Annotated in this window: 19 protein-coding genes, 1 tRNA gene and 9 pseudogenes; 14 read left to right on the top strand and 15 right to left on the bottom strand. The window is 69.5% G+C overall.

Going from position 1 to position 24,349, the window contains the following annotated elements; translation table 11 throughout:
* Positions 1-38: 38 nt before the first annotated feature.
* The 3 genes and pseudogenes from LP418_RS07985 to LP418_RS07995 all read right to left on the bottom strand — a co-directional run bounded on the left by LP418_RS07985 (position 39) and on the right by LP418_RS07995 (position 2,394).
* A complete protein-coding gene (locus LP418_RS07985) occupies positions 39-1,187 on the bottom strand; it encodes an aldehyde dehydrogenase family protein (protein ID WP_257955912.1) in 1,149 nt (382 codons plus the stop codon).
* Between the two features lie 73 nt (positions 1,188-1,260).
* Positions 1,261-1,443, bottom strand: a pseudogene (locus LP418_RS07990) (aldehyde dehydrogenase family protein); the annotation flags it as partial.
* 141 nt (positions 1,444-1,584) lie between these two features.
* The gene (locus LP418_RS07995) at positions 1,585-2,394 is read right to left on the bottom strand and encodes an IclR family transcriptional regulator (RefSeq protein WP_257955913.1); all 810 of its coding nucleotides are present in this window, start codon (positions 2,392-2,394) and stop codon (positions 1,585-1,587) included.
* A gap of 208 nt (positions 2,395-2,602) precedes the next feature.
* On the opposite strand from LP418_RS07995, the gene purU reads away from it, so the two are divergent.
* The 4 genes and pseudogenes from purU to LP418_RS08015 all read left to right on the top strand — a co-directional run bounded on the left by purU (position 2,603) and on the right by LP418_RS08015 (position 6,632).
* Positions 2,603-3,379, top strand: a complete 777-nt coding sequence (gene purU, locus LP418_RS08000; RefSeq protein WP_336275930.1) for a formyltetrahydrofolate deformylase — start codon at positions 2,603-2,605, stop codon at positions 3,377-3,379.
* 36 nt (positions 3,380-3,415) lie between these two features.
* Positions 3,416-5,098: pseudogene (locus tag LP418_RS08005) on the top strand (formate--tetrahydrofolate ligase).
* A 157-nt stretch (positions 5,099-5,255) separates the two neighbouring features.
* Entirely contained in the window at positions 5,256-5,735 is a 480-nt protein-coding gene (locus LP418_RS08010) for a hypothetical protein (RefSeq protein WP_257955914.1), read from the top strand.
* 27 nt (positions 5,736-5,762) lie between these two features.
* On the top strand, positions 5,763-6,632 hold the full coding sequence (locus LP418_RS08015) for a reverse transcriptase family protein (RefSeq protein WP_336276033.1): 870 nt from the start codon (positions 5,763-5,765) through the stop codon (positions 6,630-6,632).
* Between the two features lie 13 nt (positions 6,633-6,645).
* Here LP418_RS08015 and LP418_RS08020 read toward each other — a convergent pair whose 3' ends face one another.
* Positions 6,646-8,157, bottom strand: coding sequence for a trimethylamine methyltransferase family protein (locus LP418_RS08020; protein ID WP_257955916.1), 1,512 nt, complete (start codon positions 8,155-8,157; stop codon positions 6,646-6,648).
* Positions 8,158-8,202: 45 nt separating this feature from the next.
* Between LP418_RS08020 and LP418_RS08025 the strand changes: the two genes are divergently transcribed.
* Positions 8,203-9,057, top strand: coding sequence for an IclR family transcriptional regulator (locus LP418_RS08025; RefSeq protein WP_257955917.1), 855 nt, complete (start codon positions 8,203-8,205; stop codon positions 9,055-9,057).
* 23 nt (positions 9,058-9,080) lie between these two features.
* Positions 9,081-9,647 (top strand): corrinoid protein, encoded by a 567-nt coding sequence (locus LP418_RS08030; RefSeq protein WP_257955918.1) that lies wholly within the window; start codon positions 9,081-9,083, stop codon positions 9,645-9,647.
* 90 nt (positions 9,648-9,737) lie between these two features.
* On the opposite strand, the gene LP418_RS08035 is transcribed toward LP418_RS08030, so the two are convergent.
* On the bottom strand, positions 9,738-9,941 hold the full coding sequence (locus LP418_RS08035) for a hypothetical protein (RefSeq protein ID WP_257955919.1): 204 nt from the start codon (positions 9,939-9,941) through the stop codon (positions 9,738-9,740).
* Between the two features lie 10 nt (positions 9,942-9,951).
* On the opposite strand from LP418_RS08035, the pseudogene LP418_RS32835 reads away from it, so the two are divergent.
* The 4 genes and pseudogenes from LP418_RS32835 to LP418_RS08050 all read left to right on the top strand — a co-directional run.
* Positions 9,952-10,158: pseudogene (locus LP418_RS32835) on the top strand (hypothetical protein); the annotation flags it as partial.
* Positions 10,159-10,678: 520 nt separating this feature from the next.
* A pseudogene (locus LP418_RS32840) lies at positions 10,679-11,089 on the top strand (2Fe-2S iron-sulfur cluster-binding protein); the annotation flags it as partial.
* Positions 11,090-11,156: 67 nt separating this feature from the next.
* Positions 11,157-12,509, top strand: coding sequence for an ASKHA domain-containing protein (locus tag LP418_RS08045; RefSeq protein ID WP_257955921.1), 1,353 nt, complete (start codon positions 11,157-11,159; stop codon positions 12,507-12,509).
* On the top strand, positions 12,442-13,176 hold the full coding sequence (locus LP418_RS08050) for a DUF1638 domain-containing protein (RefSeq protein WP_257955922.1): 735 nt from the start codon (positions 12,442-12,444) through the stop codon (positions 13,174-13,176). Before LP418_RS08045 ends, LP418_RS08050 begins: the two co-directional genes overlap by 68 nt.
* 372 nt (positions 13,177-13,548) lie before the next feature.
* Here the strand turns inward: LP418_RS08050 and LP418_RS08055 are convergent, their stop codons facing one another.
* From LP418_RS08055 to rplJ, 3 genes and pseudogenes are all read right to left on the bottom strand, one after another.
* Positions 13,549-13,962: a hypothetical protein gene (locus LP418_RS08055; RefSeq protein WP_257955923.1), complete on the bottom strand. Its 414-nt coding sequence runs from the start codon at positions 13,960-13,962 to the stop codon at positions 13,549-13,551.
* Positions 13,963-14,154: 192 nt separating this feature from the next.
* Positions 14,155-14,541 (bottom strand): 50S ribosomal protein L7/L12, encoded by a 387-nt coding sequence (gene rplL, locus LP418_RS08060; RefSeq protein WP_257955924.1) that lies wholly within the window; start codon positions 14,539-14,541, stop codon positions 14,155-14,157.
* 208 nt (positions 14,542-14,749) lie between these two features.
* Positions 14,750-15,305 (bottom strand): annotated as a pseudogene (gene rplJ, locus LP418_RS08065) (50S ribosomal protein L10); the annotation flags it as partial.
* 272 nt (positions 15,306-15,577) lie between these two features.
* On the opposite strand from rplJ, the gene LP418_RS08070 reads away from it, so the two are divergent.
* A complete protein-coding gene (locus LP418_RS08070) occupies positions 15,578-16,435 on the top strand; it encodes a DnaB helicase C-terminal domain-containing protein (protein ID WP_257955925.1) in 858 nt (285 codons plus the stop codon).
* 170 nt (positions 16,436-16,605) lie between these two features.
* Here LP418_RS08070 and LP418_RS08075 read toward each other — a convergent pair whose 3' ends face one another.
* On the bottom strand, positions 16,606-17,454 hold the full coding sequence (locus LP418_RS08075; protein ID WP_257955926.1) for a hypothetical protein: 849 nt from the start codon (positions 17,452-17,454) through the stop codon (positions 16,606-16,608).
* Between the two features lie 136 nt (positions 17,455-17,590).
* On the opposite strand from LP418_RS08075, the gene LP418_RS08080 reads away from it, so the two are divergent.
* Positions 17,591-18,586 carry a DnaB helicase C-terminal domain-containing protein gene (locus LP418_RS08080; RefSeq protein WP_257955927.1) on the top strand — a complete coding sequence of 332 codons (996 nt, stop codon included), beginning with the start codon at positions 17,591-17,593 and terminating at the stop codon, positions 18,584-18,586.
* A gap of 236 nt (positions 18,587-18,822) precedes the next feature.
* On the opposite strand, the gene LP418_RS08085 is transcribed toward LP418_RS08080, so the two are convergent.
* Positions 18,823-19,239, bottom strand: coding sequence for a DinB family protein (locus LP418_RS08085; protein WP_257955928.1), 417 nt, complete (start codon positions 19,237-19,239; stop codon positions 18,823-18,825).
* Between the two features lie 196 nt (positions 19,240-19,435).
* Between LP418_RS08085 and LP418_RS08090 the strand changes: the two are divergent.
* A pseudogene (locus tag LP418_RS08090) lies at positions 19,436-20,345 on the top strand (transposase).
* 65 nt (positions 20,346-20,410) lie between these two features.
* Here LP418_RS08090 and rplA read toward each other — a convergent pair.
* The 5 genes and pseudogenes from rplA to LP418_RS08115 all read right to left on the bottom strand — a co-directional run bounded on the left by rplA (position 20,411) and on the right by LP418_RS08115 (position 23,172).
* A pseudogene (gene rplA, locus LP418_RS08095) lies at positions 20,411-21,131 on the bottom strand (50S ribosomal protein L1).
* Positions 21,132-21,212: 81 nt separating this feature from the next.
* A pseudogene (gene rplK / locus LP418_RS08100) lies at positions 21,213-21,640 on the bottom strand (50S ribosomal protein L11).
* Between the two features lie 172 nt (positions 21,641-21,812).
* Positions 21,813-22,683 (bottom strand): annotated as a pseudogene (gene nusG / locus LP418_RS08105) (transcription termination/antitermination protein NusG).
* A 75-nt stretch (positions 22,684-22,758) separates the two neighbouring features.
* Positions 22,759-23,055, bottom strand: coding sequence for a preprotein translocase subunit SecE (gene secE, locus LP418_RS08110; protein ID WP_257955929.1), 297 nt, complete (start codon positions 23,053-23,055; stop codon positions 22,759-22,761).
* Between the two features lie 44 nt (positions 23,056-23,099).
* Positions 23,100-23,172, bottom strand: a tRNA-Trp gene (locus tag LP418_RS08115).
* 491 nt (positions 23,173-23,663) lie between these two features.
* On the opposite strand from LP418_RS08115, the gene LP418_RS08120 reads away from it, so the two are divergent.
* A complete protein-coding gene (locus LP418_RS08120; protein WP_257955930.1) occupies positions 23,664-24,290 on the top strand; it encodes a glycerophosphodiester phosphodiesterase family protein in 627 nt (208 codons plus the stop codon).
* Positions 24,291-24,349: the final 59 nt, after the last annotated feature.

The following is a 24,349-nucleotide window of genomic DNA, read 5'->3' on the forward strand; positions in this document are numbered from 1 at the left end:
ACGGATGTTGTGCCAGACGTGCTTGGTCTCAGCGATATTCATCGAGACCGGCGGCTCCCAGCTCGCGGCCGGTGCCGGACTGCTTGTAGCCGCCCCACTCGGCCTGCAGGCACGTAGGGGTGGTAGTCGTTGATCCAGACCGTGCCCATCCGCAGCCGCTGCGCCATCCGCTGCCCCTTGCCGGCGTCCTGCGTCCAGACCGCTCCGGCCAGACCGTAGATGCTGTCGTTGGCGATCCGCACCGCCTCGTCCTCGTCACGGAACGTCTCGACCGTCAGCACCGGACCGAACGACTCGTCCCGGGTCACCGACATCGCGCTCGTGCAGCGGTCGAGGATCGTCGGCAGGTAGTAGAACCCGTCGGCCGGGGCCGGATCGTCGGGGCGGGCGCCACCGCAGCGGAGAACTGCTCCTTCCGCAAGGCCGCGAGCGACGTACGCCTCGACCTTGTCGCGGTGCGCGGCACTCGTGAGCGGCCCCGTCTGCGCCTTGTCGGCGAAGGGTCCCCCCAGCCGGATCTGCTCCGCGCGGGCTACGAGGGCGTCGACGAACTCGTCGTGGACGGTCTCCTCCACCAGCAGCCGAGCGCCCGCCGAGCACACCTGCCCGGAGTGCAGGAAGACCGCGGTCAGCGCGTAGTCGAGCGCCACCTCGAGGTCGGCGTCGGCGAACACCACGTTGGGGTTCTTGCCGCCGAGCTCGAGGGCGACCTTCTTCACGGTCGCCGCGGCCGAGGCCATGATCCGACGGCCCGTCTCGAGGCCCCCGGTGAAGGACACCATGTCGACACGCGGGTCGACCGACAGCGGGGCTCCCGCGGTGGCGCCAGCGCCGAGGACCGGGTTGCCCACGCCCGGCGGCAGCCCGACCTCCTCGAGGAGCCGCATCAGGTGGATCGCGGAGTGCGGCGTGTGCTCGCTGGGCTTCAGCACGAAGGTGTTGCCTGCCGCGAGGCACGGGGCGACCTTCCGGGACACCCGGAGCAGCGGGTAGTTCCACGGGGTGATGAGCCCGCACACGCCGATGGGCTCGTGGACCACCCGGCTGACCACGTCGGCGTTGCCGGTGTCGACGACCCGGCCGGACTCCTCGGCAGCGACCCGGCCGTAGTGGCGGAAGACGGCGACCACGTCGGCCGGGTCGTACTGGCTCTCGACGAAGCGCTTGCCCGTGTCGAGCGACTCCATGCGCGCGACCGGGGTCGGTGTCCCGCTCGAGCAGGTCGGCGAGGCGCAGCAGCAGGTCGCCCCGCTCCCGGCTCGAGGTCGCCGGCCATGCGCCGTCGTGGAAGGCGCCATGTGCGGCCTCGATGGCCGCTTCGGTGTCCTCCGCGTCTGCCTCGTCGACCGACGCGACCAGCGAGCCGTCGGCGGGGCAGCGGATCTCGCGGCGCCTCCCGGCACGCGCGCTCGTCCACGATCCGTCGACATAGAGATCTGGCACTGCTGACCCGCCCTCGGCAAATGAGTTTGTTGCGCATGTCGCAACCGGATGCTCCGAGCGCAACCAGTGAGACCCTTCGAGGATGGTGCGGCAACCCCCGCGCGTCAAGGGTCCTCGGACCAGCCCGATGATTGGCCGAGGCTAGCGGTGACCCCAGCCGAGCCGGTGCGAGACCTCGATCGCGGCCTCCGTCACGAGGGTGACCACCTCGTCGAAGCGTTCCGGCGTGAGCCGGAAGGACGGCCCGGAGACGCTCATCGACGCCACCACGTCGCCGTGCACGTTGCGGATCGGCGCCGCGACCGCGGTGAGCCCGACCTCCAGCTCGTCGACGGCGACCGCATAGCCCTGCTCGCGGACCCGCTCGAGCTCGGCGCGCAGTGGCCCGCGCTTGGTGATGGTGCGCGGCGTGTACGTCGCGAGCTTGCCGAGCACCCGGTCGAGCCGGGCGTCGTCCAGACCGCTCAGCAGCACCTTGCCATTGCTCGTCGCGTGCAACGGGATGTGCTGGCCGACCCAGTTGTGGGGCTGCAGGGCCGACGAGCCCGCCACCCGGTCGAGGTAGAGCGCCGAGCTCTCGGAGAGCACCGCGACATTGACGGTCTCTCCCGTGTCGGAGGCCAGCTTGCGGCAGATGGGACGCGCCTCCTGCACGAGGTCGAGTCGCGCCGTGGTGGCGCCCGCGAGGCGCAGGATGCCGACCCCGAGGCGGTAGCGGCCGCGGTCGACCGTCTGCTCGACGAGGCGATGCGCCTCCAGCGTCGCGACCGGGCGGAAGGCCGTGCTCTTGTGCACGCCGAGCTCGGCCGCGATCTCGGTGACCCCGGCTTCGCCGATCCGGGCGAGCACCTCGAGGATGCCCAGCGCCCGGTCGACCGACTGGACACCACGGCCGGTGATCGCGGTGCTCGTCGCCGGCGCCGCGCCGATGGCCTCGGGCGCTTTGCTCATGGCGCGACACTAGCGCACAGCGTGTTGCGTATCGCAGACTGCGTTTCGTCGAGCGCAACGGAATGGTCGACTTGAATCCTCGAGGAGAGCACCATGGTGCAGGCATCCAGCACATCGGTCACGGCCGGCCCGGCGGGCGGCGACTTCGTGCTGGTCCTCTCCTGCCCGGATCGCCCGGGCATCGTGCACGCCGTCTCCGGCTTCCCCGGTGGCGCACGGCGGCAACATCGTGGAGAGCCAGCAGTTCGGCGACCAGCTGACCGACCGCTTCTTCATGCGCATCGACTTCACGGTCGACGGCTCGGCGACCGCGGACTCGCTCCGTGCCCGCTTCGCCGCCGTCGCCGACCATTTCGACATCGACTTCGAGCTGTGGGGGGCCGCGGCGCCGTACCGCACCCTGATCATGGTCTCCAAGCACCTGCACTGCCTCAACGACCTGCTCTTCCGCGCGAGCACCGGAGCGCTCCAGATCGACATCCCCGCGGTGGTCTCGAACCACCCCGACGCGGGCGCACTGGTGCGTTCCTACGGCTTGGACTTCCACCACATCCCCGTCACCGAGGAGACGAAGGCCGATGCCGAGAAGCAGCTGATGGAGCTGGTCGACGCGACGGGGACCCATCTCGTCGTGCTGGCGCGCTACATGCAGGTGCTCTCGGACGACCTGTGCCGACACATGTCGGGGCGGATCATCAACATCCACCACTCGTTCCTGCCCAGCTTCAAGGGGGCCCGGCCCTACCACCGGGCCTTCGACCGCGGGGTCAAGCTCGTGGGTGCGACCGCGCACTACGTCACGGCCGACCTCGACGAGGGCCCGATCATCGAGCAGGACGTCGTCCGGGTGGACCACACCTACGACCGGGACCAGCTCGTCGCGGCCGGGCGCGACGTGGAGGCGCAGGTGCTGTCCCGGGCCGTGCGATGGCACGCGCAGTCGCGGGTCCTGCTCAACGGCGAACGGACCGTCGTCTTCCGCTGACGTCACCACAGGAGCACCACCGAGGGAGGACCCGACATGTTGTCGGACATCGAGATCGCCAACGGCGCCGTCCTGCGCCCGATCAGGGACATTGCCGCCGAGACCCTCGGGATCGGCGAGGAGCACCTCGTGCCCTACGGCCATCACAAGGCGAAGGTCGACCTGACCTATCTCGCGTCCCTCGCCGACCGACCTCTCGGCCGGCTGATCATGGTCACGGCCATGTCCCCCACCCCGCCCGGCGAGGGCAAGACGACCACCACGGTCGGGCTCACGGACGCCCTGCACGGGCTGGGCCACCGCACGGTCGCCTGCCTGCGCGAGCCGTCGATGGGACCGGTGTTCGGCATGAAGGGTGGTGCGGCGGGCGGCGGCTACAGCCAAGGTCGTGCCGATGACCGAGATCAACCTGCACTTCACCGGCGACTTCGCGGCGATCGCCGCCGCCAACAACCTGCTCTCCGCGCTGATCGACAACCACGTGCACCACGGCAACGAGCTCGACATCGACGTGCGCAGCGTGACCCGGAAGCGGGTGCTCGACACCAACGACCGCGCACTGCGCGAGGTGGTCGTGGGCATGGGCGGCCACGTGAACGGCTTCCCGCGCGAGGACGGCTTCGACATCGTGGTGGCCTCGGAGCTGATGGCGATCTTCTGCCTCACCGAGTCGTGGGGAGACCTCAAGCGACGCATCGGCGACATCGTGCTCGGCTACACGCGAGCGATGAAGCCGGTGACGGCGCGCGAGCTCGGCGCGGACGGCGCGATGGCCGCCCTGCTGCGCGACGCCATCGCCCCCAACCCGGTGCAGACCCTCGAGGGGCGCGCCGGCGTTGGTCCACGGCGGTCCGTTCGCCAACATCGCGCACGGTTGCAGCTCGGTGTCGGCCACCCGTGCCGGCCTGCGGCTGGCTGACTACGTCGTCACCGAGGCCGGGTTCGGGGCCGACCCGGGCGCGGAGAAGTTCGTCGACATCAAGTGCCGCAAGTCCGGGCTCCGGCCCGACGTCGCGGTGGTGGTGGTCACGGTGCGTGCCCTGAAGTACCACGGCGGCGTCGCGCTCGCCGAGCTCGAGAACGAGGACCTCGGAGCAGTCGGCGCCGGTATGGCGAACCTGCGCCGGCACCTCGACAACGTGCGCGACGTCTTCGGCATCCCGTGCGTCGTGGCGATCAACCGCTTCCCCTCCGACACCGATGCAGAAGTCGACCCGGTGGTCGACCCGGTGGCAGCCGAAGGTGTCCGGGCCTTCCCGGCGACCCACTTCAGCGATGGTGGCGCCGGTGCCCGAGGAGCTGGCGAAGGGCGTGCTGGCGACGATGGACGAGCCGTCGCCGTACACCTTCTCGTTCACCTACGACGACGACCTCTCCCTGACCGCGAAGGTCGAGGCGATCGCCACGAGGTTGTACGGCGCCGGGCTGGTCACCCGGGACGCGAAGGCGCGGAGACGGCTGCTGAGGATCGAGCGAGACGGCTACGGCAACCTGCCGGTGTGCGTGGCCAAGACGCAGTACTCGTTCTCGACGGACCCCACCCTGCTCGGGGCACCGTCGGGCCACGAGCTGCACGTGCGCGAGGTGCGCCTGTCGGCCGGAGCGGGCTTCGTCGTCATGGTGTGCGGGGACATGATGACGATGCCCGGGCTGCCGGCCGACCCGTCGGCCTCGCGCATCGACCTGACCGACGACGGGACGATCCTCGGTCTCTCCTGAGCCGTGGTGTCGGCGGCTAGGGTGGCGCGCGTGCGGCAGCGCAATCTCGAGACGGTGCACTGGCGCGTGTCGTCAGTTCACCTCCCCGGGGCTACCCCGGGGGCCATCGGCACGTTCAGGCATCGCACCGCGCGGGACGCGCTGCGCTTCGCTGCAGGTGTTCGCGCGCACGACGGGACAGGTCGAGCAGCGCTGCCGCACGCTCGTCCAGCCGGGCAGCCGTGAGGCCCGACCTCGCTCGTGCCCCGGCCTCCGGCTTCTGGCGGGGCCATGGACCCAACCGGGGCTGGTGGACAGTGGCGCCCCGGTCGTGGGCCGTCGACGTCGATGGCTGGCTCCGCTCGCTCGGCAGACGCTCGAGCTGTACCCCCGCCCACCCATGGACCGTCCGCGGGAGCTGGCCACCCTCATCGCTTCCTTGCCCGCCGCCGGGAAGGCTGTCGGCGACCGACCGGTCGTGCATCCCGTTGCCGGCACCCGCATGCTCACCAATCGCTGGGGCCTGCCGCAGCTGGACGACCTCGCGGACCTCGCGGCCTTCCCCGGATCTCGGCAGTTCGGAGCTGCAGTGGTTCGCCGACCCGCGGCACTCGGGCTCGGGGAACGAGTGAGGTGCGACTCCAGCACTACCGGATGAGCCACCGCGTCGCCCCCGAGCGGGGCGATCCGGGTCCCGGAGGCACCCAAGCTCGAGCTCAAGGGCATCCAGCGTCGGCTCCTTGCCGAGGTCGTCTCCCGAGTCCCTCCGCACCACGCCGCACGGGGCTTCCGACCGGGCGGCTCGGTCCGGTCCTACGCGCTCCCGCATGCGGGCAGCCCGGTGGTGATCCGACTCGACCTGGAGGCGTTCTTCGCCAGCGTCACGGTGGCTCGCGTCTACGGGATCTGGCGCACCGCGGGCTACCTGGAGCCGGTCGCCCACTGCCCGGCCGGACTCATGACGAGCGTGCTGCCCCGGTCGCAGTGGCGCACCGTGCCGAGGCCCGCCGACGACGCACTCCTCGACGCCCACTGGCGACTCGGTCGCCGCCCGGCCGCACCGCACCTGCCCCGGGGTGCGCCCACTTCCCCGGCCCCGGCCAACCTCAGCGCGTTCCGCCTCGACGTACGCCTCACGGCGCTGGCCCGATCGTGGGGTGGCCGCTACACGCGCTACGCCGATGACTTGGCCCTCTCCGGTGGCCGCGGCTGGGGGCCGGGACCTCACGACTCATCGACGCCGTCGAGGAGATCGTTCGAGAGGAAGGCTTCCGGCTCAACCCGCGCAAGACCGGCGTCATGCCACGTGCGGGACGCCAGACCCCAGGGTGGCCCGGTCGTCAACGAACGCCCGCGCGTGGCTCGCCGCGAGGTCGACACCCTGCGAGCCATCCTCCACAACTGCCACCGCGACGGCCCGAGCACCCAGAACCGCGACGACCACCCGGCCTTCGCCGAACACCTCCGCGGCCGGATCGCCCGGGTCGCCCAGCACGATCCCGACCGCGGCGAGCGCCTGCTGGCGGCACACGACGCCATCGACTGGAGCCGGTGACCGGCACAACGCCTCAGTCGCCGAGCTCGGCCCGCCGACGGACGACGTACTCCTCGAGCTCCAGACGGACGGCGTCGTCGAGCGGCGGCTGCTCGTACTCCACGAGCTTCTTCGCATAGATCTCGGCGGCCCGGTCGTTGGCGTCCTTGCCGCCGTTGCGCATCCAGCGCTCGTAGTTGTCCGACGACGACAGCAGGGGCCGGTAGAAGCAGGTGCGGAACCGCTCCATGGTGTGCGCGGCGCCCGGAAAGTGGCCGCCGTGGCCGACCTCCTCGTGGGCGCCGAACGCCATCGAGGCCTCGTCGATCTCGAGCGGGGTGAACTCGGCCTGCATCATCTGCAGCAGCTCGATGTCGACGATGAACTTCTCGTAGCCCGCGACGAGGCCGCCCTCGAGCCAGCCGGCCGAGTGCATCACCCAGTTGGCGCCGGCGAGGAAGGTCGGCATCATCGTCATCAGCGCCTCGTAGCCCGCACGGGCGTCCGCCACCTGCGACGACGTCAGGCCGCCTCCGGTGCGGAACGGCAGCCCGAAGTGACGGGCGATCTGGCCGGTGCACAGCAGCCCGATCCCGGACTCCGGTGTGCCGAAGGTGGGCGAGCCCGACTGCATGTCGATGTTGGACAGGAACGACCCGAAGATCACCGGGCACCCGGGGCGGATCAGCTGAGAGAGCGCGATCCCGGAGAGCGCCTCGACGATCTGCTGCACCAGCGCCGCCGGGATGGTCACCGGCGACATCGCACCCATCAGGATGAACGGCGTCAGGACGACGGGCTGGCCGGCGGCGGAGTACTCGAACTGCGCCTCCAGCATCCGGTCGTCCCAGCGCAGCGGCGAGTTGCAGTTGATCAGCGAGATCGAGACCGGCGTCTCCTCGATCGCCTCGCGGGAGCCGAAGAGGATCTCGCCCATGCGGATGGTGTCGGCGGCGTTGACCCCCGACACCACGTTGCCCATGTAGATCTTGTCGGTCAGGGTCTGGAGCGCGTAGGTCATGTCGAGGTGGCGGCTGTCGAGCGGGGTGTCGTTGGGCTCGCAGATCACCCCACCCGCGGAGTCCAGCACGCTGAAGCTCTGGGCCAGCTTGGTGAAGTTGCGGAAGTCGTCCATCGTCGCGTCACGGCGCACCTCGCCCTGCCGGACGAAGGGCGGACCGTAGACCGCACCGAAGGCCATCGAGTCACCGCCGATGTGGATGGTGTTCTCGGGGTTGCGGGCCTGTACGTCGAACTCGCGGGGCGCCTTGGCCACCTGCTCGAGCACGAAGTCGGGGTCGAGGAAGACCGTGTTGTCCTCCACCCGCTGCCCGGCCTTGCGGAACAGCTCGAGCGCCCGGTCGTCCATGAACTCGACGCCGATCTCGGTCATCAGCTTTCGCCAACCACGATCCGGGGTCGCCATCGCGTCCTCGGACAGCACCTCGTAGCGCGGCATCGCATTGCAGGAACACGGTTCCTCCTGATCTGGCGGGGTGCTTGACCACTGACCCCGACGACTCCTAGCCTCATGATGTGGGACCAACGTTCCACATCATGGAACGCTAGGGAAGCCCCCCGAGGAGTCGTCGTGACAGACCAGTCCACCGCCCGGGCCAACGGCACCCGCGCGGTCGACCGCGCCGCCGACCCGGTCGCGACGGTGGTCCGCGCCGACGAGCCGATGACCTTCGCCGACCTGCAGGACGCGAGCGGCCTCGCCAAGTCCACGACCTCGCGCATGCTGACCGCGCTCGAGCGCTCGGGGCTGCTCGAGCGGGACGCCGCCGGTTCCTACGTCGCCGGCCGGTTGTTCTGGCTGTACGCCGCCCGCCACGACCCGTGGGAGGAGCTGGTCCGACTGGCCCGGCCCACCATGGAGGAGATCGGTGACGACACGGGCGAGACCGTGCACCTGAGCGTCACCCGGGGCGAGCGGGTCGTGCAGGTCGCGCAGATCGACTCGCGCTTCCTCCCGGGCACCCGCGACTGGACCGGGATCGACGTCCCCGCCCACTGCTCGGCGCTCGGCAAGGTCTTCTTCGCACGGAACGCGCTGCCGGTCCCGCGCGGCCCCTACGACGCACCGACCGGGTCGACCATCACGACACCTGCGCTGTTGCGCCGCGACGGCGTACGCGCCCGGGAACGCGGCTGGGCGCTGACCCTCGACGAGCTCGAGATCGGGCTCACCGGCGTCGCCGTGCCCGTCTTCGGGATCCACGGCGACGCGATCGCCGCGCTCGGGATCTCCGGGCCGACCCCACGCCCGGAGGAGCGGCTCGACGAGCTCGGCCGCAGCCTGCTGGACCATGCCGCGCAGCTCACCGCCCTGCTGCGCGGGTCGACGAACAAGGAGGGAGGTGGTCGCATGACTCCCGAGGAGATCCTGCAAGGCCTGTACGACGAGACGCTGGTCGGCAACGCCCCGCGGTCCTCGAGCTGACCAATGAGGGGCTCAGCCTCGACATGGAACCGCAGACGCTGCTCTTCGACGCCCTGATCCCCTCGCTCGAGGAGGTCGGCGCGCGCTTCGAGCGCGGCGACTTCTTCGTGCCCGAGATGCTGATCGCGGGTCGCGCCATGGCCGGCGCCATGGAGCGCCTGCGTCCGTTGCTCGCGGAGACGGGCGTACAGACCATCGGCAAGTTCCTGATGGGCACCGTCAAGGGCGACGTCCACGACATCGGCAAGAACCTCGTCAACATCATGCTCGAGGGGGCCGGCTTCGAGGTCATCGACCCGGGCGTGCAGGTGGCGCCGGAGAAGTTCGTCGCGGCGATCGAGGAGCACCAGCCCGACATCGTCGGCTTCTCCGCGTTCCTGACCACGACGATGCCGATGTTCAAGGCCAACATGAACGCCCTCGAGAAGGCCGGGATCCGTGACGACGTCATCGTCATGGTCGGCGGTGCCCCCGTCACGCAGGAGTACGCCGATGCCGTCGGCGCCGACGGCTATGCCGCCGATGCCTCGCAGACCGTGCGCCGGGCCAAGGCGCTGCTGCAGGACAAGCGCGCGAAGGTGCCGGCATGAGCGCTCCCCGCCTCGAGACCGTGCTGCGGTCGGCGACGCAGCAGGTCGTCATCGGGCACGACCGGCGCTTCTGCCTGATCGGCGAGCGGATCAACCCGACCGGGCGCCGGATCTTCCAGGGAACAGCTGCGGGCGGGCGACCTGTCCGCGATCGAGCGCGACGTGAAGGCCCGGGTCGAGGGCGGGGCGGACGTGCTCGACATCAACATGGGCGTGCCCCTCACCGACGAGGCCGACCTCTCGGCCCCGTGCGATCAAGCTCGTCCGGGAGCTCAGCGACAAGCCGATCTGCATCGACTCCTCCGTGGTCGAGGCGCTCGAGGCAGGGCTGTCGGTCTACCGGGGCCGGGCGCTGGTCAACTCGATCACCGCCGAGGACGAGCGGATGGAGCAGATCCTGCCCCTCGTCAAGAAGTACGACGCCGCGATCATCGCCCTGCCCAACGACGCGGACGAGATCCCTATGGAGGTCGAGAAGCGGATCGTGCTGACCCGCAAGATCATCGAGGTCGCGACGAAGGAGTACGGCATCGCGGCGGCCGACATCGTCATCGACCCGCTGGCCATGCCGATCGGCGCCGACCGGGGAGGTCGTCAACACGGCCCCGGAAACGATGCGCCGGATCCGCGAGGAGTTCGGCGTCAACATGACGTGCGGCGCCTCCAACGTGTCGTTCGGGATGCCGGCCCGGCACGCGCTGGGCTCGGCGTTCCTGCCGATGGCGATGACGGCGGGCCTCACCAGCGCGATCATGGACACCCGCACCCCGGAGATCGTCGAGGCGGTCAAGGCCGCCGACCTGCTCCCGGGCCACGACGAGTGGGGCGGCTCTCGGATCGCGGCGCACCGGGCACGCCGGGCGAAGGAAGCAGCAGCCGCACAGTGAAGGACGGGCCCGACTTCTCCCTCGCGGACGTCGCCCGCGAGGGACTCATCGAGCGCTCCCGGCGCAGGCCCGGTGGCCCACGACGGCACCGGTCGTGTGGACCTCGCCTTCACGGTCCACAGCCTCGCGGAGGGCGGTGCCGAGGTGCCGCCGACCCAGCGAGGAGTCCGCGTCCCACCCGGTGTCACGGTCTTCGACGCCGCGTCGTGGAACGGCATCGCGATCGACTCGACCTGCGGCGGCCACGGCACCTGTCACAAGTGCAAGGTCCGGGTCGAGGGCGGCGACGTGCCGATCAGCCGCCACGACGTGCGCACCTTCAGCCGCGAGCAGCTCGACGCCGGCTGGCGGCTCGGCTGCCCGGTGCGGGCCACCCGCGACCTGACGGTCGACGTGCCGCCACTGACGACACGGCCGAAGGCGGCGACCGTCGGCATCGGGCGCCGGGTGATCCTGCGACCCGCGCTGCAGAAGCGCTACGTCGAGCTCGAGGAGGCGACCCTCTCCGACCAGCGCACCGACCCGGTCCGGTTGACCGACGCCATCGACGACCTCGAGCTGACCGCCGACCTGCACGTGCTGCGCCGGCTGTCGACGGTGCTGCGCCGGAGCCGACTTCAAGGTGACCGCGGTGATCGTCGACGAGGACCTCATCGATGTCGAGCCCGGCGACACCAGCGCCCACCGCTACGCCATCGCCTTCGATCTCGGCACGACCACGGTGGTCGGCACCCTGCTCGACGTCGGCACCGGCACCCCGCTCGCCGTCACGTCGATGCTCAACAAGCAACAGCCCTTCGGCGGCGACGTGATCACCCGGATCAGCGCGACGATGATGGACAAGGACACCCCGGGTCGGCTCCGGGGAGGCGGCCGGTGCCACCCGGCCGAGCTGGCCGGTCAGGTCTGCCGCGAGGCGGGCGTCGATCCCGCGCAGGTCTACGAGGTCGCGATCGCCGGCAACGCGACGATGACCGCGCTGGCCCCGGGCATCGACCCGGAGCCGCTCGGTGTCGCCCCGTTCGTGATGTCGAGCGCGCAGCCCCCGTCGGTGCTCGCTGCGGAGCTCGGCCTCACCCTGCACCCGCGAGCGCGCGCCTTCTTCTTCCCTGCCCTCGGCGCCTACGTCGGCGGCGACATCGTGGCCGGCATGCTGGCGAGCGGCATGGACCGGGACAAGCGCACCCGGCTCTTCATCGATGTCGGCACCAACTGCGAGATCGTGCTCAGCGACGGGGACACCATCCTGTCCACGGCCGCACCGGCGGGGCCGGCGTTCGAGGGAGGAGCGATCCGCTGCGGGATGCGCGCCGCGGACGGCGCCATCGAGGTGATCAAGGTCGATCCCCACGCGCTCGGCGACGAGCCGTCCGTCACCCTCGGCGTGATCGGGGACGTCGAGCCGCGCGGCCTGTGCGGCTCCGGGCTGGTCGACGCGGTGGCCGAGCTGGTGCGGGTCGGCCTGCTCGACGACACCGGGCGCATGGTGTCGGACGAGTCGGCGAAGGAGATCGCCCCCGCCCTCGCCGACCGGCTCGCGAAGATCGGCGAGGAGCGCGTCTTCCTGCTGCACCGTCCGACTCCCGAGACCGAGCCGGCGGACTGCGTCTACCTCTCCCAGCGCGACGTCCGCGAGCTCCAGTTCGCCAAGGCGGCGATCTCGACCGGCTGGACGCTGCTCCTCGAGCAGCTCGGCCTCGAGCACCGCGACGTCCAGCAGGTCCTGCTCGCGGGCTCCTTCGGCAGCTACCTCTCGCCCGCGTCGGCCGTCCGCATCGGCCCGGTGCCGAAGCTCCCGGTCCTGCGGATCGTCGCCGCCGGCAACGTCGCGGGCGAGGGCGCGAAGATGGCGCTCCTGTCGGTGCGGGAGCGTGCCGGCGCCCGTGCCCTGCTCGAGGAGGTGACCTATGTCGAGCTCTCCGACCGTCCCGACTTCAACGACAAGTTCGTCGACCAGCTCGGCTTCAGGTCCTGAGCAGGTCGCCGACCGCGGCACCCGGATCGCCCTGATCGCGTGCGGCGCCATCGCCCAGCCATCTGCCGCGGTGGTGGCCGGGCGTGGCTGGCCGGTCGACGTACACCCCCTGCCCCCACTGCTGCACAACCACCCGGAGCAGATCGCGGGCGAGGTGCGAGCCCCGGCGCAGGAGCTCTCGACGTCCTACTCGCGCGTGGTGATCGGCTATGCCGACTGCGGCACCTACGGCGCCCTCGACGAGGTGTGTCGTGAGCTCGGCCTCGCGCGACTACCGGGACTGCACTGCTACGACGTCTATGCCGGCGCCTCCCGGCTGGAACGATTCTTCGACGAGCAGCCGGGGACCTACCTCCTCACCGACTTCCTCGCCCGATCCTTCGCCCGCACCGTGCTCCGCGAGCTCGGACTGGATCGCTACCCGGAGCTGCGCGACACCTACTTCGGGGCCTACACGCGCATGGTGTGGCTGGCCCAGGAGCCGGACGACGAGCTGCGCGGGCTGGCCGAGCAGGCGGCGGCCAGCATCGGCCTGCCGCTGACCGTGGTCGAGACCGGCGACCCGGGGCCTCAGAGCGCGCGCTCGCCGACCCGGTGGGTTCGGGCTAGCCCCGGATCCCGGCCAGCATCTCGGTCCGCCGGGCCTCGGTCTCCACGACTCGGTTGAACGTGAAGACGTGCAGTCCCTCGACCGGGGGCCCCGGGCTCGCCGAGCGCGGGTGCGCACTTCTCCAGGGAAGGTCTCGCCGGTGAAGCCGCCGGGGGCCGCGAGCCGCGCGAACAGGCCCTTGTTCTTGGCCGGGAACTTGGTCGACTCCCCCACGCCGATCTTGGTGGCCATGCCCAGCAGCTTGGTGCGCTCGACCGGGCCCGGGATGCCAAGCAGCAGCGGCATCGTGACCCCCGGCTGCGCAGCCGGTGCAGCCACTCGCGGACGCCTGCCGGGTCGAAGGTGAGGTTGCTGACGATGTGCGTGGCGTGGTGCCTCTTGTCCCACATCGACTGGACGGTCAGGTCGTCGTGGATCGAGGGATGCGACTCAGGGGTAGCCCGTGATCCCGACGTGGGAGAACGGGCGCCCCATGTCGGAGAGGTCCTCCAGCAGGGAGAGCGCATCGCAGTAGTCGCCCGCCGGCTCGGCGTCGCCTCCCGGCACGAAGATGCGGGTGATGCCCTTGCCAACCAGACGGTCGACGATCTCGGTCAGCTCGGACCTGCCGCTGACCATCCGGGCCGCCAGATGGGGTACGGCGACGTAGCCGTGCCCGGTCAGCCGCTCCGCCGGGTCGAAGGTTGCCTCGAGGCCCTTGCTGGGCGACGCCGTCACCGTGACCGTGCGCTCACGCGGCAGGTGCTCGAGCACCTTGTCCTCGGTCGAGGCCGTGGGCAGGACCTCGTAGCGGCTGTTCTCCAGCAGCGTGACGAGGATGTCGGCCGTCCGTTTGTTGCGCATGAAGCAACTCGTTTCGTGATGCGCATCAGGTGCGCATCACTGTACTGGCTTCACTGCTGGCGGTACAGCCTCACGACCCACCGTCTCCGCCCCCCGAGAACGCCTCAGGGCGGCCACCCGGAGGTGACCGCCCTGAGGACGGGTGCGGTCGAGGACCGCGGTTGGATGCCGATCAGGCCGGCATCCGTGGAGTCACTTGACGGTGACGGTGGCGCCGGCGGCCTCGAGGGCCTCCTTCGCCTTGTCGGCCGCAGCCTTGTCGACCTTCTCGAGGATCGCCTTGGGGGCGGACTCAACGAGGTCCTTCGCCTCCTTCAGGCCGAGGCTCGTGAGGGCGCGCACCTCCTTGATGACGTTGATCTTCTTGTCGCCAGCGGCCTCGAGGACGACGTCGAACTCGTCCTGCTCGGCAGCAGCCTCGCCACCGGCGGCCGGGGCGCCAGCGGCGGCGGCAACGGCGACGGGAGCGGCAGCGGTGACGCCGAAGGTCTCCTCGAACTGCTTCACGAACTCGGAGAGCTCGATGAGGGTCATTTCCTTGAACGCGTCGAGCAGCTCGACGGTGGTCAGCTTCGCCATGGTGGCGGTTCCTTCCGATCTGAGACCCACGCCTGCGCGCGGATCGGTGGTTTCAGGTGGTGTACGTCGGCCCGGTCAGGCTTCGGTGGACTCGGTCGCCTCGTCGGCAGCCTCGACAGCGTCGGCCTCGGCAGCGGGTGCCTCGACCTCCTCTGCGGGGGCGGCTTCCTCAGCGGCCTTCGTCTCCTCAACAGCGGCCGGCCCAGTGCTGGATTCCCGGGGAAGCACCACCTGCGAGGATCGAGGGGTCCTCGGTCGCCTTCGCCTCCGGGGCGCCGGCGAGCCGGGCGACCCGGGCGAGCGGGGCGTTGAGGAGGTAGACGGCTCTGGGACAGCGACGCGAGCATGCCGCCCGCGAGCTTGCCCAACAGCACCTCACGCGACTCGAGATCGGCCAGCTTGGCGATCTCGGTGGCGTCGAGGGACTTGCCGTCCAAGACACCGCCCTTGATGACAAGAGCGGGGTTTGCCTTGGCAAAGTCACGCAGACCCTTGGCTGCCTCGACCACGTCTCCATTGATGAAGGCGATGGCCGTGGGGCCGGTGAGCAGGTCGTCGAAGCCTTCGATTCCCACCTCGTTGGCGGCAATCTTGGCAAGCGTGTTCTTGACCACGGCGTAGCTGGCGTTCTCGCCGAGGGAGCGCCGCAGGTCCTGCAGCTGCTTCACGGTGAGACCGCGGTACTCGGTCAGCACAGCGCCGGCGGCATCGTTGAACGACTCAACGATCTCCGCAACGGCGGCAGTCTTTTCTGGCCGCGCCATGGGTCTCCTTCCGGATGTGAACACCGGCGATGGGCCCATACAACGACGAACGCCCCGAGCACAGGCTCAGGGCGTGGATTCGCATTTCTGCGGATCTTGCTCTCACCTGCGCTGGTCGTCCGCTCATTGAGCGGAACCTTCGATCTCGGGGCTGATGCCCGTCGACAACCGGCGGTCTTTGGTTTCGAGTGGCAACAGTACGGCGATGCGCACATCGTGCCAAATCGGCAGTTCTGCCACGCCGGAGCCGCGGGGATTGGTTGCATGGGTTCATGGAAGACAACCTGTTGACGATCGGCGCCACACTGGCCAGCGCTGAGGAGCGCCTGCGCTCGGGTCGTCATGCGGCAGAACGGATGTGGCCGACCGGCTTCAGTGACTCGGACCCCATGATCGGCGGCGGGCTGCGATCGGGTGGTCTGGTGCTGCTCGCCGGCCCCCACGGCCTCGGCAAGACGACCTTCGCGGTGCAGATCTGTCGCAACGTGGTGCGGACCGGACGCCCGGTCGTCTACTTCTCCTACGAGCACGAGGCCGAGGACCTGTTCCAGAAGCTGCTGGCCATGGAGTCGGGTGAGATCGATGCCTCCAGCCGCGCACGCCTCACCGAGATCCGCGACGCGTTCGAGGGCGACCGGGGCGGCACCCTCGATGAGCGGCTGCGGGTCGTCCCGGGCGCGGTCCGGGCGCTCGCCAACGTCCGCACCTACGCCGAGCTCCTCTACGTGCACCGCTCGACCGGGAGTCGTACGGACACGGCGACCATCCGCAAGCACATCCGGGCCGTCCGGGACGAGACGGGCGTGATGCCGATGGTGGTCGTCGACTACCTGCAGAAGGTCCTCGTCCCCAACGGGCCTGCGGAGGAGAACGAGGCGGAGCACCACGATCGTGGAGGGGCTCAAGGACCTCGCCATCGACATCGGCGCCCCGGTGCTGGCGATCGTCGCCGCCGAGAAGGAGGCCCTGCAGTCAGGGACCCGGATGCGGATGCACCATCTGCGCGGCTCCTCGGCCCCGGCCTACGAGGCGGACGTCGTCCCGGTGCTCAACAACAAGGTCGACATCGTGGCCCGCCACCACCTGATGTACGACCTCGGGAACACCGAGCGGTTCCAGCGAGTGGGTGATCCCGGGCATCGAGAAGAACCGGTTCGGCCGCGACGGGGTCGAGCTGGAGTACAAGAAGCGCTTCGACCCGGGGGCCGGTTCGAGTCGGAAGGACGCGCGGTCAGCGAGCAGCTGATCGACGACCGCGTGTTCCTCGACTGAGGAACACGCGGCCGCTCGTCAGCTCGGGTCAGCTCAGGCCGGGGATGTTGTCGGCGACCTCGGCAGCGGGCGGGGCCTCCACGTCGACCTCGGTGCCGAAGTCGTAGTAGGTGCCCTCGGTCGTGCTCAGGGTCGGCTCGCCGCTGCCGGTCATGCTGGGCACCTCGAGCTCCCGGTGGAACTTGCGCGGCTGGTTGTCCGCGTCGACCCACATCTCGATGGCGATCTCCTCGGGCAGGAACTTGGCCACCTCGGCCGGCAGGTCCGGGGCGTCGGAGTAGGACGCGGTGTCCATGACGACGTTGTAGTGGTTGGTCTCGACCCCGTCGACCTCTTCGGTGCCGAGCAGCTCGAACTCCTTGGGAGTCTCCATGGCCTTGAACATCAGGTTGGGGTCGGTGGACTTGCCGAGCGAGCCGAAGAGGCTGTTGGGGTCGGACATGTCGACCTTGAACCACTTCTTGCCGTCGGGCAGCGGCAGGCCGCCACCGGAGATGTAGAGGACCTTGTCGAGCATGACCATCTCCATCGCCCGGGCGCCGGTGCTGGACGCCTCCATGGAGATGCCGTCGTCCTCGTACTCCATGACGCCGCTCATGTCGGTGGCGGCCGCACCGCCGGTGGTGGTGACGCTGAAACCCATCGACTCGGCCTCCTGCAGCGCGGTCATCACGGCCGGGTAGAACTCCTCGGCCGAGAGCTCCTCGAGGTCGCCCGACGCATCGGGCTCCTCGGTGCTGTCGTCGCCGGACGTCTCGCTGGCGGTCTCGTCGGTGGCCGTGCTGTCGTCGTCGCCTCCGCACGACGCCGACGCGAGGACGAGGGTGGTGAGCAGGGAGGCGGCGCCGAGTCGGCGGGCCGGGGAGGGGCGGGCCATGGTGGCTCCTTCACATGTGGGCTTGTCGTCCCATCCTCGCCCACGGTCCGAGAACCAAACCAGTCGACCACGGGCCGAGTCGGCCAATTGAGGCATTCGCCCGCGCGGGACCCGCCCGACGTGCTGGAATCCGGCGGTGGACCCCAAGCTGATCGCAGCCAGCGACGTGCTCGAGCGCGTCGACCGTCGCTTGCTCGACCCCGCATCAGACGCCCCCGTGTGGCCGACCGGATTTCCGCTGCTCGACGAGGAGCTCGGCGGCGGACTGCGTGCCGGGACGCTCAACCCGGTCGCCGGCGCCCGGGGGGAGGGCAAGACGACCTTCGTGCTGCAGATGGCACGCCACTCAGCCCGGTCAGGCCGACCCGTCGTCTTCGTGTCCTTCGAGCTCGAAGCCGAGACGCTGCTGCAGAAGGCCATCGCCGCCGAGGCCGCCGAGCGCTCGACGCGCTCACCGCTCACCGTGCGGCAGGTGCGCGCAGCCTTCGAGGCGGCCGACACCGTGGCGGGCGGCCTGCCTGAACGCCTCGGCATGCACACCGGCGGCATCGAGGCGCTGACCGCCGTCAGCCAGTACGCGGCCCGGCTGTACATCCACCGCTCGACGTCGACCGCGACGACGCTCGACGTGATTGCGTCTGCCGTCAAGGAAGTGCTGGTCGAGCAAGGCGCAGCGCCCCTCGTCGTCGTGGACTACCTGCAGAAGATCAGCACTGCTGACCACCTGCTCGAGGACGAGAAGGTCACCCGCATCACCGAGGGCCTCAAGGACCTCAGCATCGAGTTCGAGTGCCCGGTGGTCGCCATCTCCGCCTCGGACCGTGCCGGCCTCGAGCCCGGCACCCGGATGCGCGCCCGGAACATGCGTGGGTCCACCGCGCTGGCCTACGAAGCCGACGTCGTGCTGATCCCGGTCAACAAGGTCGACGTGGTCGCACGCCACCACCTCATGTACGGCGCCAACAACGGCGAGCACTTCAAGGACTGGTCGGTAGTGACGATCGAGAAGAACCGCTCCGGTCGCACGGGCGGAGAGGTCGAGTTCCGCAAGCAGTTCGACTGCGGGCGCTTCATCGCTGAGGGTCAGTTCGTCTCCGAGAAGCTGGTCGACGAGCGCGTCTACACCGAGTAAAATGGGCTCTTCGCAGCTGAGGGTGTAGTCCGGTCGGCGCGTCGGTGGCCGGGTAAGGGTCGAGGTCTCCCGAGGATGGGGGTGACCATGATCTCGGGCTCGAAGTGCTCGGGCAGCGGTTGGCGCACGAGCCGTTCGGGTGGCGGCCCACGGTGTTGGAGGTCAGCCTCCGCCGATACCGTTGTAACGCCGCCTCCGACGACCCGGAACACGGACCGACGACGCGCCGCGAGCCGTCAGTCGCCGACGCTGCCGTCGATCATCTCGCGCAGGATGTCCGCGTGGCCCGCGTGCCGGGCGGTCTCCACGATCACGTGCAGGTACATCCACGTCAGCTCCCTGCCCCGCGGTGTGGTGACGGCGTAGTCGAGGCTGTGCTGGGCGGCGATCTCGCGGGAGCGGTCGCACTCCGCCCGGTAGGCGGCGATGACGTCGTCGAGCTTCTCGTTCGGCTCCAGCCGCAGGTCGGCCTCCGGGTCTGCGTCAGTCCACGGCGGCGTGGGCAGCTCCGCGGCGGGGATCTGCCCGATCTGCTCGGCGAACCCGCCCAGTTCCACCCACCGCAGGTGTTTGATCAGGCCGCCGAGGTTGGTGCCGGTCGGCACCGGGCTGCGCCGGGCGTCCTCCTCCGACACCCCGCGGGCCTTGCGCACGACGGCGTCGCGCAGATAATCCAGGGAACGTCTCGAGCTGCTCGCGCTCGCTGGCGGCGACCACGCTGCCGAGGATCTCACCGGGTCTGGTCATCGCCCGAACGTAGCACGCGGGCCGACCCTCGCACCGGGGCTACTTTCGGGCTCTTCGCAGTCGCAGTTGAGGGTGTCTGACGCTACCTTCGCCCGCCCTGACCTGACCACGTTCGCTCGTCTTGATGATCTCGGGCTCGAAGTGCTCGCGCAGCGGTTGGAGCCCGATCGGGCGATTTTCCCGGTGCCGGGTTGTCGAGCCCGACAGATGGTGTCGTCGCTGCGGATGCCGGGGCGCGGCCGGGGGACACGGTGGTCCGGCGGTTGGCGCACGAGCCGTTCGGGTGGCGGCCCACGGTTTTGGAGGTCAGCCTCCGCCGATACCGGTGCACCGGGTGCGGTCACGTGTGGCGCCGGGACACGTCGCGGGTCGCCGCTTCGACGACGTGCAGGTCATCGGCGTGGACGAGCACGTCTGGCGGCACACCCGGCGTGGCGACAAGTACGTGACCGTGATCATCGACCTGACGCCGATCCGCGACGGCACCGGGCTGGCGCGGCTTCTGGACATGGTCGCCGGCCGCTCCAAACAGGCGTTCAAGGCCCGGCTCGCCGAACGGGACAAGTCCCGGCGCGACAATATCGAGGTCGTCGCGATCGACCTGCTCACCGAGACCCAGCAGCACCGGCTGACGGAGCTGTTCGCGGCCGACGCCCACGTCGAGGTCGAAGCCACCTGAGGCATCTACCAGCGGATGATCGCCGCCTACCGTGAGCCCGACCGAACCCGGGGCCGCGAGCTGATGAGGCAGTTGATCGAGTCGATCAGCCGAGGCGTCCCCAGCCCGTTCAGCGAGATCATCACGCTCGTCCGCACCCTGACCAAGCGCGCCGCCGACGTGCTCGCCTGCTTCGACCGGCCCGGCACATCCAACGGCCCCACCGAAGCGATCAACGGCCGCCTCGAACACCGCCGCGGCTCCGCCCTCGGGTTCCGCAACCTGACGAACTACATCGCCAGATCACTACTCGAGACTGGCGGCTTCCGACCCCAACTACACCCTCGATTGTGAAGAGCCAGTAAATGGCAGCACCCCGGCCGCCCGGGCGACCGGGGTGCTGACGGATGAGGCGTGGATCAGGCACGGGCCTCGTCCTCGACCGCGACGTTCTTGGTGCGGTTGGGGTCGACCCGGACGCCGGGGCCCATGGTCGTGGAGACGGTGACCTTCTTGATGTAGCGGCCCTTGGAGCTGGCCGGCTTCAGACGCAGCACCTCTTCGAGGGCGGCGGCGTAGTTCTCCGCGAGCTGGGCCTCGGAGAAGGACGCCTTGCCGATGATGAAGTGCAGGTTGGAGTGGCGGTCGACGCGGAACTCGATCTTGCCGCCCTTGATGTCGGCGACGGCCTTCGCCACGTCGGCGGTGACCGTGCCGGTCTTCGGGTTGGGCATCAGCGAGCGCGGGCCGAGGACGCGACCGAGGCGGCCGACCTTGCCCATCATGTCGGGGGTCGCGACGACGGCGTCGAAGTCGAGCCAGCCACCGTTGACCTTCTCCGATGAGCTCGTCGCCACCGACGAAGTCGGCGCCGGCCTCACGGGCGGCCTCGGCCTTCTCGGCGACAGCGAACACGAGGACGCGGGCGGTCTTGCCGGTGCCGTGGGGCAGGTTGACGGTGCCGCGCACCATCTGGTCAGCCTTGCGGGGGTCGACGCCGAGACGCATGACGACGTCCGGGGTCTCGTCGAACTTCTTCTTCGAACCGGCCTTGGCCAGCTTGATGGCGGTCAGCGGGGCGTAGAGCTCGTCCTTGTCGAACTGCTCGGCCGCTGCGCGGTAGGTCTTGCTGCGCTGCATGTGAATCCCTCTTATCTAAGAATGTGGTCGTGAATGAGCCAGCGCGGCTCTGCCACGGGTGTTGCTCGCGGACGCGAGAGGTCAGTCGGTGGTGACGCCCATGGAGCGGGCGGTGCCCTCGACGATCTTCATCGCGGCATCGATGTCGTTGGCGTTGAGGTCGGGGAGCTTGGTGGTCGCGATCTCGCGCACTGGTCCTTGGTCAGCTTGCCGACCTTCTCCTTGTGCGGGACGCCCGAACCCTTCTTCAGGCCGGCGGCCTTCTTGATGAGCTCAGCGGCCGGCGGCGTCTTCGTGATGAAGTCGAAGGACCGGTCCTCGTAGATCGTGATCTCGACGGGGATCACGTTGCCGCGCATCGACTCGGTCTGCGCGTTGTAGGCCTTGCAGAAGTCCATGATGTTCACGCCGTGGGGACCGAGGGCGGTACCCACCGGCGGAGCCGGAGTTGCTGCGCCAGCCTGCAGCTGCACCTTGACGAGTGCAGCAATCTTCTTCTTGGGAGGCATTTCTTTCTCTCTCTCGTGTGGTCATGACGGGGAACTCCCCCTGCCACTGGTGTTACTTCAATTGAAACTGGTGTTTCGTGACGCGTTCCGCATCCCCTCGCTAGCTCGGGTTTGCAGGTGACGCTCCTCAACCCAAAAGGTTGATTGACCGGCCGGAGCAAGCTCCGTCCGCTCAAACCTTTTGAATCTGGCTGAAGCTCAGCTCGACCGGGGTCTCCCGGCCGAAGATCTCGACGAGGGCCTTGACCCTCTGGGACTCGGCGTTGATCTCGGTGATCGTCGCGTGCAGCGTGGCGAACGGACCATCGACGACCATCACGGAGTCGGACACGTCGAAGTCGGCAACCTCGACCGGCTTCTTGGCGGTGGCGGAGCCACGACCGGACGTGTCGCCGGCAGCGGCGGCAGCCTCGGCCTCGGCAACGGCGACCACGGCGGGGGCGAGCATGTCCTCGACCTCGCGCATGCTCAGCGGCACCGGCTGGTGGCTGTGGCCGACGAAACCGGTCACCGACGGCGTGTGGCGCACGGCCGACCAGGACTCGTCGGTGAGGTCCATGCGGACCCGGGACGTAGCCGGGCAGGACGGTACGGGTGACCATCTTGCGCTGGCCGTTCTTGATCTCGGCGACTTCCTCGGTGGGGACCACGATCTCGTGGATGTAGTCCTCCATGTTGAGGGAGATGATGCGGTTCTCGAGGTTCTGCTTGACCCGCTTCTCCATGCCGGAGTAGGTGTGCACCACGAACCAGTCGCCCGGCTTGGCCCACAGCTCGCGGCGGAAGGCCTCGAGCGGGTCGTCGTCGGCAGGCTCGTCCTCGACCGACTCCGCCTCGACGGCCTCGTCCACCTCGTCGTCAGCGGAATCGTCGGCCGACTCGTCGTCAACGACACCGTCCTCGGCGTCCGCGTCGGGAGTCACCTCGGCCGCCGTGGTCTCCTCGGCGGCGTCCTCGGTGGCGTCCTCGAGGGCCGCCTCCGGGGTCGCCTCGGGGGCGTCAGTGGCCTCGTACTCATCCGAGGAGTCGTACTGATCCGACACGTAGTGCTCCGAACGTAGATCTGCTGGGTGTGATCGGCTTGCTGCTTGCCGATCGACTGGACTGGTGCTCATCACTCAGGGGCGACTCGCCCGGCCGGCGAACCGGCGGGCGGTCACTGACCAGAGTCGTTGGCGAACACGGCAAACACGAGCTTGCCGAATGCCGGGTCGAGGGCCGAGACGAACGCCATCATCACGAGGACGAAGACCATCACGACCGGGGAAGTAGGTGATCAGCTGCTCCTGCGTCGGCCAGACGACCTTGCGGAGCTCGGCGACCACCCGGCGGTAGAACGTGGCTGGACCGGTGCGTCGACCGTCGTCGTGACGCGAGTCCTCACGGGACTCGTGTACAGCGCTGGAGTCAGACACGTCTGCCACCTTCTCTTCGTTGTCTTGCTTTTCCGGGTGTCTTGCAGGGCACGAGGGATTTGAACCCCCAACCCTCGGCTTTGGAGGCCGATGCTCTGCCAATTGAGCTAGTGCCCTCCGGCGGTCCTGCACCTGCACCGCGCACCCGGTGACGGGCAGCACGAAGCATTGGTGAGATCCACCAAACCCGAAGCATACGCAAGCCCACCCAGCGACGTCAGAACCGGCGGCCCGCATCAGCATCGTCGTGCAAGCCTCACCCGCCGTTCGTGCTCTCGCCATCCGGCCGTCGGGGAGGTGGGGCGAGGTTGAGGGGCCTCGCCGTCCGGTGAGGACCTTTCAAACCTCGGGAGCTTCGATGAACCACCCCCTGCGCAGGTTCACCCCGGGCATCGCCCCCCTGCTGGTCGGCGGCGTCCTCGCCGCTGGTCTGGTCGAACCGGCCGCTGCCGCCCCAGCCGGCTCGGGCGCCACCACTGACAACATCGCCCACCGCGGTTCCTCGGGCGCCGTACCGGAGAACACGATCGCGGCCGTGGAGCGCGCCCCCGGCCCGGGGCGCCGACATCATCGAGAACGACATCCAGCGCACCGCCGACGGCGAGCTGGTGATCATGCACGACACCACCCTCGCCCGCACCACCGATGTGGAGCAGGTCTTCCCCGATCGCGCTCCGTGGTCGGTCGGCAGCTTCACCCTCGCCGAGATCAAGCAGCTCGACGCCGGGTCGTGGTTCTCGCCCGCCTTCGCCGGTGAGCGCGTCCCGACCCCGGCCGAATGGGTCGGGGCTGTGGGCAACCGGGCCGGGATGCTCCCGGAGCCCAAGGCTCCCGAGCTCTACCCGGGGATCGAGCTCGACCTCGACAAGGAGCTGCGTGCGCTGCCGGAGTTCACGCGAGCACTCAAGCGCGGTGAGGTCGTCGTCCGGGCGTTCAACCACGTCTGGTTGAAGGCCTACCGGGACCTCGCGCCCGACGTGCCGACCGGCCTGCTCTTCGGCACCGCCCCCGACCCGAGCCCAGATCGACGAGGCCTCGACGTGGGCCGAGCAGGTCAATCCCGCGCTGGGTGCCATCGGCGAGGGCACGGTCACAGCAGTGCACGCCGCTGGCATGGAGATCAACGTCTGGACCGTGAACGGCGGTCAGGACATGCGTCGCGCGTGGCATGGCAGGTCGACGGGATCATCACGAACTACCCGCAGGTGCTCGCCGAGATCCTCCGCAAGGGCTGAGCCCGGCGACCTCAGGAGGGCGGTGCCCGGGCCTAGCATGACGGCCATGCCCGGGCACC

The organism is Nocardioides sp. B-3 (assembly GCF_024703895.1).
In the GTDB taxonomy this organism is placed as follows: domain Bacteria; phylum Actinomycetota; class Actinomycetes; order Propionibacteriales; family Nocardioidaceae; genus Nocardioides.

Bases quoted from the DNA above. Each gene is read 5' to 3' on its own strand.
- LP418_RS07985 (WP_257955912.1), bottom strand. From the start codon at position 1,187: ATGGAGTCGCTCGACACGGGCAAGCGCTTCGTCGAGAGCCAGTACGAC.
- LP418_RS07995 (WP_257955913.1), bottom strand. From the start codon at position 2,394: ATGAGCAAAGCGCCCGAGGCCATCGGCGCGGCGCCGGCGACGAGCACC.
- LP418_RS08030 (WP_257955918.1), top strand. From the start codon at position 9,081: ATGGAACCGCAGACGCTGCTCTTCGACGCCCTGATCCCCTCGCTCGAG.
- LP418_RS08035 (WP_257955919.1), bottom strand. From the start codon at position 9,941: ATGCAGATCGGCTTGTCGCTGAGCTCCCGGACGAGCTTGATCGCACGG.
- LP418_RS08050 (WP_257955922.1), top strand. From the start codon at position 12,442: ATGTCGAGCTCTCCGACCGTCCCGACTTCAACGACAAGTTCGTCGACC.
- LP418_RS08055 (WP_257955923.1), bottom strand. From the start codon at position 13,962: ATGCGCAACAAACGGACGGCCGACATCCTCGTCACGCTGCTGGAGAAC.
- rplL (WP_257955924.1), bottom strand. From the start codon at position 14,541: ATGGCGAAGCTGACCACCGTCGAGCTGCTCGACGCGTTCAAGGAAATG.
- LP418_RS08070 (WP_257955925.1), top strand. From the start codon at position 15,578: ATGGAAGACAACCTGTTGACGATCGGCGCCACACTGGCCAGCGCTGAG.
- LP418_RS08075 (WP_257955926.1), bottom strand. From the start codon at position 17,454: ATGGCCCGCCCCTCCCCGGCCCGCCGACTCGGCGCCGCCTCCCTGCTC.